The following is an 11,652-nucleotide window of genomic DNA, read 5'->3' as shown; positions in this document are numbered from 1 at the left end:
GATGAGCATGCGGTTCACTGCGAAAGCCCGCAGGGGGATGGTCGCGCTCGCGGTCGTGACCGGGCTGGCAGTCGGCTCGGCCGCCTGCGGCAGCGGCGACGACGACAAGAAGCCGCAGAGCTCGTCGTCCGCCTCGCGAACCGGTGGGTCGCAGCCGAACCCGCAGGAGGGGCAGTCGGAGGAACCGATCGCCGAGCTGAAGGGCCCGAGCGGGCTCCTGCTCCAGATCACCTCTGCCGTGCGCGACTCAGGCGGCTTTGTCACCGTGAACGGGGCTCTGAAAAACGACAGCGGGACGAAAGTTGTGATCCCGTCCGCGTTGAGCGGCAACGAGACCGAAATCATCAACAATGGCCTCTCCCTGGGTGGCGCTACCCTCGTCGACTCCAAGAGCAAGAAGCGCTACTACGTCCTGCGCGACACCGAGGGGCGTCCCCTCACCACCACGGGCTTTTCGGCACTCAAGGCCGGGGAGTCCATCGACGTCTTCCTCCAGTTCCCCGCGCCCCCCGCGAGCTCGACGGACGTCTCCTTCCAACTCCCGCTGTTCCCCAGCGGGGTCATCAAGATCTCCGGGTGAGGCCGATCATGACCCCACGTCTCACTCTGGCGGTGGCCGCGGCCACCCTCGTGATGGTCGGGACGGCGCCCGCCGCCGAAGCCGACACCACCCCCAGCGTTCCCCCCGGTACCGAGCCCACCGCCACCGCGCCCGTGGAGGTCGACCCCAACGACCCCGACCTCAAGCTCCCCGAGGGCGGCACCCTCGCCGAGCCCAAGGTGCTGGACATCAAGCAGGTCGTCGAGGACGAGTCGGGTGACGAGCGCCGGGAGGACACCAACGCGGACGTGACGTTCGCGCTCCAGGCCGAGGTCCTCTTCGGCAAGGACAGCGCGAAGCTCGGCACGGAGGCGAAGTCCCGTATCGCCACGATCGCCGCGGAGATCAAGAAGCAGAACAACACCACCGTGGTCCGGGTCTTCGGCTTCACGGACAACCTGGGCTCCTCCGCTCACGGCGACGTCCTGTCGAAGCAGCGGGCGGACGCCGTCCAGGCGGAACTCGCGGGAGACCTCAACGACCCGGGCATCACCTTCGAGGTGCGCGGCTACGGCGAGCAGTACCCCATCTCCGACAACTCCACCGAGGCCGGCCGCAAGAAGAACCGTCGGGTGGAGGTCACGTTCCCGCGTACGGCGAGCTGACCCTCACCTCCACCCGCACCCCCACCCGCAACCCCCACCCCTCCATCGCCCCGGCCGCCGCCTCCAGCACATGCCGGGACCGCGGCCGGGGCAGGCCCAGCCGCCCCGGCCGCATGGTGCGTACGGCGATGACGCGGAGCCGCCGGTCCAGGTACGCGACGTCGATGGGCATGCGCATACCGAAGGTGTGCACGCTGCCGGCGGGCGACAACAGCATCGCCCCGTCCACCGAGTCCCGCCCGAGCAACCCCCGGGTACGGGCCCGGTAGGAGGCGGCGATCTCCAGGGGCACCCGAAGGCCGCCCCCGGCCCCGCCGTCCCCTCCGTCCGCGTGGCCCCCCACCACGAGTTCTCCCCACCCGTCCCGCCAGCGCGCCATCCCCGTCTCCCCTCGGTCGTGTGACTACCCTCTCGACCCTCTGGATCGTTCGCACCGTAGCGAGCCGGAACACGAAGGGGACCGTCGTATGGGGAAGATCGTCCTGATCATGTCGATGTCTCTCGACGGGTACATCGAGGGCCCGGACCGCGACATCTCCTGGCACCAGGTCGACGACGAACTGCACCAGCACTTCAACGACATGGTCGGGGAGCTGGGCGCCCTGCTCAGCGGCCGGACCACGTACGAGCTCATGGCCGACTACTGGCCGACCGCGGACGCCGACCCGGACACCCCCGCCACCATGGTCGAGTTCGCCGCGATCTGGCGCGAGAAACCGAAGATCGTGTACTCGCGGACGCTGGCACACGCCGACTGGAACACCACGATCGTCCGGGACGTCGTCCCCGAGGAGGTCGCGCTGCTCAAGGAGCAGCTGGGCGGCGACCTGGGGCTCAGCGGCGCCGACCTGGTCGCCGAGTTCCTGCGCCACGATCTCGTCGACGAGCTTCGCGTCTACGTCCACCCGGTCCTCGTGGGCCGGGGCAAAGCCCTGTTCCCGCACCCCGACGTGAGCATCCCGACCGTGCTCCGCCTCACCGAGTCCCACGCCTTCGGCAACGGGGTCGTGCTGCTGCGCTACGCGTGACGGGCCGTCGTAAACCGGCGGCACCCCGGCGGCCCCTCTGCCACCATCCCCATATGGACGACAAGGGCCGGGACACCGGTGACGACAGCGACCACGCGGACCCCTCCTTCGAGGCACTGCTCGCCGAAGGGGCCGCCGTCCCCACCGAGGGGTGGGACTTCTCCTGGTTCGAGGGACGGGCCACCGAGGCGCGGCCCTCCTGGGGGTATGCGATGTCGCTGGCCGGACGGCTGGCGGGCGCGAGCGCCGCGCTCGACGTGCAGACCGGGGGAGGGGAGGTCCTGGACTTCGCGCTCGGCCGGGCAGCCCCCAAGGCCCCCGTGCTCACCGTCGCCACCGAGGGCTGGCCGGCGAACGTCGCCAAGGCCACCGCGCTGCTGGGCCCGCGTGGCATCGCGGTCGTCGCGTCCCCGGAGGACGCCCCGCTGCCCTTCGCGGACGCCACCTTCGACCTGGTCGCCAGCAGGCATCCGGTGCGGCCTCTCTGGGAGGAGATCGCCCGCGTGCTCCGGCCCGGCGGCACCTACTTCGCCCAGCACGTCGGTCCGCGCAGCGTCTTCGAGCTCGTCGAGTACTTCCTCGGGCCGCAGCCGGAGGAGGTGAGCGGCGCCCGGCATCCCGAGCGCGAGCGCGCCGGGGCGGAGGCGGCGGGGCTGGAGGTCGTCGGGCTGCGGACGGAGCGGCTGCGTGTCGAGTTCCACGACATCGCCGCCGTGGTCCACTTCCTGCGCAAGGTGGTGTGGATGGTCCCCGGCTTCACGGTGGAGGCCTACCGGCCCCGACTCCGCACCCTGCACGAGCAGATGAAGGCCGAGGGCCCCTTCGTGGCGCACAGCACCCGCCACCTCTTCGAGGCCCGCCGCCCGTAGCGCGGGACTGGCCAGGAACCGCCCTCCGACCGCTCTTGCCCCGACCGCTGCCTCCCGCGCTCGGGATCCTGCCTCCACAGAGTTTCCACATCGTTATCGCGATCGGTTCATGTGCCCTGTCGACCTCGCGTAAGTTCTCCTTCGGGCAATTCGCGTGCGCAAAGCTGCGTGGACGTCACCGCGCAGCGGAGGGGGCTGCGCGGTGACGCCCGCGTCAAGCGGGCGTTCACGGCCGGGGTAGCCCGTCGGAGGGACGGACGGGCGACGGGTCGACGGAGCCTCAAGCTGCTCCAAAACCTCAGCTTTCCCTGGCAATCGTGCCCATTCCCCTGGGAATCGGTTGTGTTCCGGCCATGCGCCACCCATGAATCATGCATTCCGCGACCACCGGCGCGTCGCCGCGCGACTCCGGAGAGTAGTTGTGGCGCGCCGATGCACGCAGCATCACTTACGAAGGGTTATGGTGGAAACCCCCCCTCGGGCCGGTCCGTCTCCCCCCCACGGACCGGCCCGTTTTTTTGCCCCGGCACAGTCGCTCGGGCGTGGGCGGCGCCTCCCACCCCCGTCAACGGTCCAAGCCCCGCGGGGGTAGGCTGCGCCCCGCGGGGACCGCACCGTACGGAGGGGCTGACAATCACGTGAACCTGCGCGACAAGCTGCGCGGCCTTCTGGTCAGGCTGTACGCACGCCGGGTGGAAGGTCACCTGGACCACGCTCAGGTGCCGAAGCACATCGGCGTCATCATGGACGGCAACCGACGCTGGGCGAAGGCCTCGGGTTCCACCACCGTGCACGGTCACCGCGCCGGTGCGGAGAAGATCGAGGAGTTCCTCGGCTGGTGCACCGAGACGGACGTCGAGGTCGTCACCCTCTGGCTGCTGTCGACGGACAACCTCGACCGCCCCGACGACGAACTGGTCCCGCTCCTCGGCATCATCGAGGATGTCGTCCGCACCCTCGCCGCCGACGGCCGCTGGCGCGTCCACCACGTCGGCACCCCCGACATCCTCCCCTCCCACGTGCAGACCGCGTTGAAGGTCGCCGAGGAGTCCACCGCCCACGTCGACGGGATACTGGTCAACGTCGCCATCGGCTACGGCGGTCGCCAGGAGATCGCCGACGCCGTGCGCTCGATGATCGTGGACGCGGCGGACCGGGGGACCTCGATGGAGGACCTCGCCGACTCCGTCAGCGTCGACCTGATCGGCCGCCACCTCTACACCGGCGCCCAGCCCGACCCCGACCTGGTGATCCGAACAAGCGGCGAGCAGCGGTTGTCCGGATTCATGCTGTGGCAGACGGCCCATGCGGAGTACTACTTCTGCGAGGTCTTCTGGCCGGCCTTCCGCAAGGTCGACTTCCTGCGGGCCCTGCGCGACTACGCGGCCCGTCACCGCCGTTACGGCGGCTGAGGCACAAGTCGGCGGACGCCCTTCGAGGGCGTCCCGTCTACCCCGTTTGGGGCGGAAGTAACGAGGAGTTCACCGGCGCGCCGTCATATGCCGTGGCATGGCGGCGCATGTTCGAGGGCATAAGCCAAGCAGGTCGACGCCCGAACCACGGGTGTCGGATCTCAGCGGGCGGCACGGGGCCGTCCGCCCGGGAGGCCCTTTTGCACCAGCCCGACCGTGCGGTCACGGCACGGAAGAAGCAGCGGGGGGCCGGTTCTCGGCCCGTGCGAAGCGGCCGGAAACCGGTCCAGCTCCACTCCGTCGCTCCCCGACCTCATCCGAGGGGGTACGTCCTTCCGTGGTGACCAGCACAAAGCGCCGTATGCCAGACCGGCGCACCTATGTTCTCGACACCAGCGTTCTGCTGGCCGACCCGAACGCCCTGACCCGCTTCGACGAGCACGAGGTAGTGCTCCCCATCGTCGTGGTCACGGAACTGGAGGCCAAGCGGCACCATCCGGAGCTCGGCTACTTCGCCCGGCAGGCACTGCGCCTGCTGGACGACTACCGGGTGAAGTTCGGTCGCCTCGACGCCCCCATCCCGATCGGGGAACTCGGCGGCACCGTCCGTGTCGAGCTCAACCACTCGGACCCCAGCGTGCTGCCTTCCGGCTACCGCCTGGGTGACAACGACTCTCGCATCCTCGCGGTGGCCCGCAATCTCCAGGCCGAGGGTTTCGACGTCACGGTCGTGTCGAAGGACCTCCCGCTCAGGATCAAGGCGTCGTCGGTCGGTCTCCTCGCGGAGGAGTACCGCGCGGAACTCGCGATCACGGGCTCCTCCGGCTGGACCGGAATGTCCGAACTGACCCTGTCCGGTGAGCAGGTGGACATCCTCTTCGAGGAGGGGCACATCCACGTGCCCGAGGTCGCCGACCTTCCCGTGCACACCGGCCTGACCATCCAGTCGGAGCGGGGCAAGGCCCTGGGCCGGGTCACCGCCGACGGCAACGTCCGGCTCGTGCGCGGTGACCGCGAGGCCTTCGGCATCAAGGGCCGCAGCGCCGAGCAGCGCATCGCGCTCGATCTGCTGCTCGACCCGGACGTCGGGATCCTGTCCATGGGCGGCCGGGCCGGCACCGGCAAGTCCGCGCTCGCGCTCTGCGCGGGTCTGGAGGCGGTCCTGGAGCGCCGCCAGCACCAGAAGGTGATGGTCTTCCGGCCGCTGTACGCGGTGGGCGGACAGGAGCTGGGCTATCTGCCGGGTTCCGAGGCCGACAAGATGGGCCCCTGGGCGCAGGCGGTCTTCGACACGCTGTCCGCGGTCACCAGCCGCGAGGTCATCGAGGAGGTCACCGCACGAGGGATGCTGGAGGTCCTGCCCCTGACCCACATCCGGGGCCGCTCCCTCCACGACGCCTTCGTGATCGTCGACGAGGCGCAGTCGCTCGAACGGAATGTACTTCTCACCGTTCTGTCCCGGATCGGCGCGAATTCGCGGGTGGTTCTGACCCACGATGTGGCGCAAAGGGACAATCTGCGGGTCGGGCGTTATGACGGCGTGGTCGCCGTCGTCGAGAAACTGAAGGGCCATCCGCTCTTCGCGCACGTCACGCTGAACAGGTCCGAGAGGTCCCAGATCGCAGCACTTGTGACCGAAATGCTGGAGGATGGGCAGATCTGAATGACCCGCCCCAATTGACCGGGGAAAAGCGGTGGTTGGCGCCGTCCGACAAAGGCTGTGAGCCTAGTCGGGCGGCGCCGGCGTATGTGGGGGTTTCGCGAAATCCCCAGGGTCCCCACGGGTGTGAGCTTTCACACGCAACTCGGAATTGCCTTGCACAGTCTGGTTGCGGCAAAGTCTCAGTCCTGTCAGGCCCCGCATGCGACACATCTGTGCCCCCAGCAGTACGGCACCGCTTGAGCATCACCTTCAACTCCATACCGACCGTCGTATGCCGCCCGTGCACCATGTGGCACTCCCTCACCGGGAGTTGCCCACCGGGCCCGTGTCTCCTGTGACCCCGCAGTTCGGAGACCAGCGACAAGGGCACGATTGCGTCCGCCAGGGTCACCGAAGCGGGCGATGCCGGAAGGAAAACCGTGTGAGCCGGATCTCGGTCCGGGGATTCGCAGTGGCCTCGGCCACGGCGGTCACCGCTGTCGGAAGCGTCGTCGGCGTTGCCTCGGGCAGCGTCGCGCAGCCCAACGACGCTGAAGCGACGGCCAGCGACGCGACGCTCCTCGCCGACATACCCGTGGGCCAGCAGGCCCAGGTGCAGACGGCGTCCCTCACGCAGCAGGCCAACGTACAGGCCATCGCCGCGGACGAGGGCGCGAAGAAGGACGCCGAGGAGTCGGCCCGCAAGGCCGCCGCCAAGTCGGCGATCGCGAAGAAGGAGGCCGCCGAAAAGGCTGCCAAGGACCGCGCGGAGGCCAAGGCCAAGGCCAGCCGCAGCGCGGGCGACTTCCCGATCCAGAGCTCCTACTCCATCGCGCAGATCCAGGCGATGGCGGCCCAGATGGTGCCCAGCGGCCAGTTCCAGTGCTTCAGCAACATCGTGGACCACGAGTCCAGCTGGAACTACCACGCCGTGAACGCCTCCTCCGGCGCCTACGGACTCTTCCAGGCCCTGCCCGCCGGCAAGTACGCGTCCGCCGGCTCCGACTGGCAGACCAACCCGGCCACCCAGATCAAGTGGGGCCTGAACTACATGGACAGCCGGTACGGCAGCCCCTGTGAGGCGTGGTCGTTCTGGCAGGCCAACCACTGGTACTGAGTCCACGCGGCCCTGGTCGTGCAGTTCTCCACCCGACGGCACAACAGAAGGAGACCGCGTGAGCCGGATATCGGCCCGGGGATTCGCCGTGGCCTCGGCCACCGCGGTCACCACTGTCGGCGCTGTCATGGGAGTGGCCCAGGGCAGCGTGGCCCAGCCAGGCGACGACGCCGAGGCGACGGCGGGCGAATCGACGCTCCTGTCGGACTTACCCGTAGGGCAGCAGGCCCAGGTACAGACGGCCTCGCTGACACAGCAGGCAGACGTCCAGGCCATCGCCGCGGACACCACCGCCAAGAAGACGGCGGAGGAGTCCGCCCGTAAGCAGGCGGCCAAGGACGCCGTGGCCAAGCAGAAGGCGGCCCTGGCCAAGGCGAAGGCCGCCCAGGAGGCCAAGGACAAGGCGGCCGAGGCCGCGAAGACCAAGGCCACCACCGAGGTCGCCTCGACCTCGTCGGCCGGCAGCTTCCCGCAGCAGGCCTCGTACACCGTCGCCGAGGTCCAGGCCATCGCCCGTCAGATGGTGCCCAGCGGCCAGTTCCAGTGCTTCAGCAACATCGTGGACCACGAGTCCACCTGGAACTACCAGGCGGTCAACCCCTCGTCGGGCGCCTACGGTCTCGTCCAGGCCTATCCCGGCTCGAAGATGTCGTCCGCCGGTGCCGACTGGCGGACCAACCCGGCCACCCAGATCAAGTGGGGCCTGAACTACATGAACGACCGCTACGGCAGTCCCTGCGACGCCTGGGACTACTGGCTGGCCAACGGCTCGTACTGAGCCGCGGCCGCCCTCGGCCGCTCAACCCCGCGCAGCCCCTCCCCGTCCTAGGGGAGGGGCTTTCGCCCTGTACGGTCGGTACGGCCGGGGCCGACGACTCCAGGGGGAGTGGTGGGGGAAGACGGGGGAAGAGGACGGATCATGTCGCGAGTTCCAGGATGGCTCGGCAGGCTCGGTGCCGGACTGAGCGAGATGGGTGAGCGGCTCGACGAACGGCGTGCCGAGGTCGAGCGGGAGAGGCGGGAGAGCGCCGCCGAACCGGAGCCGACACCGCCCGACACCGCCGTACCGGCCGCCGAGGCCTACCCGGAGGAGGTCGTGCCCGCCGCTCCGCGTCCCGACCCCGCCCAGGCCGTGCCGTGGGGGGTCCGGGTCGCCGCCGAGGCGGGCTGGCGGCTGCTGGTGCTCGCCGGGACCGTCTGGGTGCTGATGAAGGCCATCAGCGCGGTCCAGCTGGTCGTCATGTCGTTCGTGGTCGCACTGCTCCTGACCGCGCTCCTCCAGCCCACCGTGGCCCGGCTGAAGCGGGCCGGAGTGCCCGGCGGTGCGGCCACCGCGCTGACGGCGATCCTCGGGTTCGTCGTCATCGGGCTGATGGGCTGGTTCGTGACCTGGCAGGTCATGGCGAACATCGACGACCTCTCCGGCCAGGTCCAGGACGGCATCGACGATCTGCGCCGCTGGCTGCTCAACAGCCCCTTCCACGTCACCGACAAGCAGATCAACGGCATCGCCAAGAACCTGCGGGATGCCATCGGGGACAACACGGACTCGATCACCTCGGCGGGCCTGGAGGGCGTCACCGTCGTCGTCGAGGCGCTGACCGGCATCCTCCTGGCGTTCTTCTCGACGCTCTTCCTGCTGTACGACGGCAAGCGCATCTGGGAGTGGACGCTCAAGCTGGTCCCGGCCGCGGCCCGGCCGGGCGTGGCGGGCGCGGGCCCGCGGGCCTGGGCGACGCTCACGGCCTATGTGCGCGGCACGGTGATAGTCGCGTTGATCGACGCGATCTTCATCGGCCTCGGCATCTACTTCCTCGATGTGCCGATGGCCGTCCCGCTCGCCGTCTTCATCTTCCTGTTCTCCTTCATCCCGCTCGTCGGCGCGGTCGCCTCCGGCGCGCTGGCGGTCGTGGTCGCACTGGTCACCCAGGGCGTGTTCACCGCGGTGATGACCCTGGCGGTCGTGCTGGCCGTGCAGCAGATCGAGGGCCACATCCTGCAGCCGTTCATCCTCGGCCGCGCGGTACGCGTCCACCCGCTGGCGGTGGTCCTGTCGGTCGCCGCGGGCGGCATGGTGGCGGGCATCGGCGGTGCCATCGTGGCGGTGCCCCTGGTGGCCGTCACCAACACGGTGGTGGGCTACCTGCACACCTATTCCCGCGAACAGGCGCTGCGGCACGCACCACGGCCGAGGGGCGCGACAGCGGCGGGGGTGGCACCGGTGGCGACCCCGACGGCCTCCCCGACGGTTCCTCCGGCGGTCCCCGCGGGTTCCGAGACGCCCGAGACGCCCGCGGACAAGGCTCCTTGAGGGAACGGCGGCAGTCTTTCAATCGGTCAAATGGACTCCGAACAAAGCGAATTGAGTCCCTCGACGGAGCAACTTCCGTCAGCTGAGGGCAGGTCGGAAATCCCTCGCTGGAATATGCGTACGGACTGATACACATTCCCTCCTCAGCGCTACGCGTCAGGCGTATGTGCGAGAGGTCCAAGGGGAGTGATGTCGGGCTACCAGCTGCTGGCACGCGACCTTGCCGCGTGCGGCCGGGACGGCTTCACCGGGGAACTGCGCGTTCTCGGCTCGCCCGGCGGCATCTTCCATCTGCACGGCGGGCTGGTCGTCGCGGTCGAGTCGCCGGGCGCGCCCGCCCCCGAGGCGCTGCTGCTGCGCTCCGGCCGGATCGGCGGCGAGGAGTGGGCCGGGCTGGTGCGTGAGTCGGGCGGCGCGCGCTGGCCGGCCGCCGGGCTGATCGCCCACGGCTACGCGGGGGCCGCCCAGCTCCGGGTGGTCTGCGCGATGGCTCTCCAGGACGCCGTGTTCGCGATCGTCGCGGGCAGCGTCGACGGCTGCGAGCGCGGCCCGGCGACCGGGGCGCCGCCCGCCCCGGTCGCCGTGGGCGAACCGCCCACCCGGCTGCTCCAGGTGGCGTCCCGCAAGCTCGGCGCGCTCCTGGAGCAGCCGTACCCCGTGCGCCCGGACCGGGAGCGGCCCGTGCCCGCCTCCCTGTCCTACGCGGCCGGCCGGCTGGGTGTGCTCCAGCGCGAGCTGCTGGCCCACGCCGACGGCCGGTGCACCTCCAGGGACCTTGCCTTCCGTACCGGGCGCGGGGTCTACACCGTGACCGTCGAGGTGGCCCGGATGCTGGGTGAGGGGCTTCTGGAGTGCGTGGAAGCACCCCGGCCGATCCCGGTCCGGCTGCCGCCCGACGGGCACGGCATACGCCCCCGTGAACCGGCTCCGCCCAGGCAGCCGCCGGTGGCGGTGCCGGAGGCGACGGCCCTGCCGCGCCGCCGTCCCGGCGCCAGCGGCATCAACGAAGCCCTCACGACGGAACGGAACGGCACCGGCTGGAAGGAGTTCTTCCGCCTGCGGAACCCCACGGCGAAATAGCGGCCCCACGCAGGAAAGCAGAAACCCCACGTAAGCCCCCACGTAGACCCGCACGAAGAAGACGGTCATATGCGATCAGAATTAGGGGAGTTGCACTCATGGACCACACAGCCCTCGCGCGGGAGATGCGCGGCCTGCGGGAGCAGGTGACCGGTATCACCGACACGGCGCTGGCGGCGGCGGACGGACTGCTCATAGCCGCCGACACCGCCGACACCATCGACCCGGAGGGACTCGCCGCCCTCGCCGCGGCCGGCCTCGGTCTCGCCCGCCGCACCGCGCAGGCGACCGCCCGTGGCGCCCTGCACCGCACGGTGGCCTACGGCAGCCACGGCTGCGCCGCGTTCTACGCGGTCGGCGACACCGCGCTGATGGTCGTGCTCGGCGACGAGGGCATGGACGTGGAGCGTCTGCACCGGGCGACCCAACCCGCCCTCCGCCGGATCGATCTGATCCTGACCGACCGGACCGGGACGACCGTGAAGACCGCCGAAGGAGTCTGAAGGGATGGCGACGAAACGTATGACCCCAGGTTTCTCCGACCAGGTCATGGGCCTGGTCAAGTCACTGCGCACGGATGCCCCCGACTGCGTCGCCTCCGGCGTCGTCGACATGGCCACCGGAATGCTGCTCTCCTACGAGACCGTCGACAACCATCCGCCCGAGGTCCTGGACCTGCTGGCGGGTGCGACGCTCGACCTGTTCCAGGGCCGTACGGTCGTGATGATCGAGGACGTCTTCAAGGAGCGGCGCGGGGTCCAGAGCGAGAACCACTTCTTCCAGGAGATCCTCGTGAACAGTGAGAATCTCACTCACCTGTTCGTGCGGATGACCGAGCAGCAGGACGTCGTCGCGGTGGTCGTCTGCCGCAAGTCCGTCAACGTCGGCATGCTGTTCGCCCAGGTGCGCAGGGTGGTGCGGGAGTACCAGCTCTGAACGCGGAACGGTCCCTCCCCGGGCGGGGAGGGACCGTCTGTTCATCGCGTG

13 protein-coding genes are annotated in these 11,652 nt (G+C 69.8%); 12 read left to right on the top strand and 1 reads right to left on the bottom strand.

Annotated elements, in window-relative coordinates:
- Window position 1 precedes the first annotated feature (1 nt).
- Entirely contained in the window at window positions 2-580 is a 579-nt protein-coding gene (locus OHU34_RS15550; protein WP_405766822.1) for a hypothetical protein, read from the top strand.
- A gap of 8 nt (window positions 581-588) precedes the next feature.
- Window positions 589-1,206 (top strand): OmpA family protein, encoded by a 618-nt coding sequence (locus OHU34_RS15545; protein ID WP_142265978.1) that lies wholly within the window; start codon window positions 589-591, stop codon window positions 1,204-1,206.
- Here the strand turns inward: OHU34_RS15545 and OHU34_RS15540 are convergent.
- Window positions 1,181-1,585, bottom strand: a complete 405-nt coding sequence (locus tag OHU34_RS15540; RefSeq protein ID WP_230194764.1) for a DUF192 domain-containing protein — start codon at window positions 1,583-1,585, stop codon at window positions 1,181-1,183. The genes OHU34_RS15545 and OHU34_RS15540 overlap by 26 nt on opposite strands.
- A gap of 88 nt (window positions 1,586-1,673) precedes the next feature.
- Here OHU34_RS15540 and OHU34_RS15535 point away from each other — a divergent pair, with 88 nt between their 5' ends.
- The 10 genes from OHU34_RS15535 (at window position 1,674) to OHU34_RS15490 (ending at window position 11,601) form a co-directional block, all read left to right on the top strand.
- Window positions 1,674-2,234, top strand: a complete 561-nt coding sequence (locus OHU34_RS15535) for a dihydrofolate reductase family protein (protein WP_230194763.1) — start codon at window positions 1,674-1,676, stop codon at window positions 2,232-2,234.
- A 53-nt stretch (window positions 2,235-2,287) separates the two neighbouring features.
- Entirely contained in the window at window positions 2,288-3,103 is an 816-nt protein-coding gene (locus OHU34_RS15530; protein ID WP_142265981.1) for a class I SAM-dependent methyltransferase, read from the top strand.
- A 638-nt stretch (window positions 3,104-3,741) separates the two neighbouring features.
- Window positions 3,742-4,515 carry an isoprenyl transferase gene (locus tag OHU34_RS15525; RefSeq protein ID WP_020128033.1) on the top strand — a complete coding sequence of 258 codons (774 nt, stop codon included), beginning with the start codon at window positions 3,742-3,744 and terminating at the stop codon, window positions 4,513-4,515.
- A 337-nt stretch (window positions 4,516-4,852) separates the two neighbouring features.
- Window positions 4,853-6,178, top strand: a complete 1,326-nt coding sequence (locus tag OHU34_RS15520) for a PhoH family protein (RefSeq protein ID WP_028806556.1) — start codon at window positions 4,853-4,855, stop codon at window positions 6,176-6,178.
- A gap of 421 nt (window positions 6,179-6,599) precedes the next feature.
- Window positions 6,600-7,274, top strand: a complete 675-nt coding sequence (locus tag OHU34_RS15515) for a transglycosylase SLT domain-containing protein (RefSeq protein WP_020128031.1) — start codon at window positions 6,600-6,602, stop codon at window positions 7,272-7,274.
- A gap of 58 nt (window positions 7,275-7,332) precedes the next feature.
- Window positions 7,333-8,052 (top strand): transglycosylase SLT domain-containing protein, encoded by a 720-nt coding sequence (locus OHU34_RS15510; protein WP_142265982.1) that lies wholly within the window; start codon window positions 7,333-7,335, stop codon window positions 8,050-8,052.
- Window positions 8,053-8,193: 141 nt separating this feature from the next.
- Complete coding sequence (locus tag OHU34_RS15505; protein WP_405766818.1) at window positions 8,194-9,585, top strand: AI-2E family transporter; 1,392 nt, start codon at window positions 8,194-8,196, stop codon at window positions 9,583-9,585.
- A gap of 189 nt (window positions 9,586-9,774) precedes the next feature.
- Entirely contained in the window at window positions 9,775-10,665 is an 891-nt protein-coding gene (locus tag OHU34_RS15500; RefSeq protein ID WP_142265983.1) for a MarR family transcriptional regulator, read from the top strand.
- Between the two features lie 98 nt (window positions 10,666-10,763).
- On the top strand, window positions 10,764-11,168 hold the full coding sequence (locus OHU34_RS15495) for a roadblock/LC7 domain-containing protein (RefSeq protein WP_200839787.1): 405 nt from the start codon (window positions 10,764-10,766) through the stop codon (window positions 11,166-11,168).
- 4 nt (window positions 11,169-11,172) lie between these two features.
- The gene (locus OHU34_RS15490; protein ID WP_142265984.1) at window positions 11,173-11,601 is read left to right on the top strand and encodes a hypothetical protein; all 429 of its coding nucleotides are present in this window, start codon (window positions 11,173-11,175) and stop codon (window positions 11,599-11,601) included.
- Window positions 11,602-11,652: the final 51 nt, after the last annotated feature.

The organism is Streptomyces sp. NBC_00080 (genome assembly GCF_045041255.1).
Taxonomy (GTDB): Bacteria; Actinomycetota; Actinomycetes; order Streptomycetales; family Streptomycetaceae; genus Streptomyces; species Streptomyces coriariae.
This window is presented reverse-complemented; position numbering and strand designations above follow the sequence as displayed.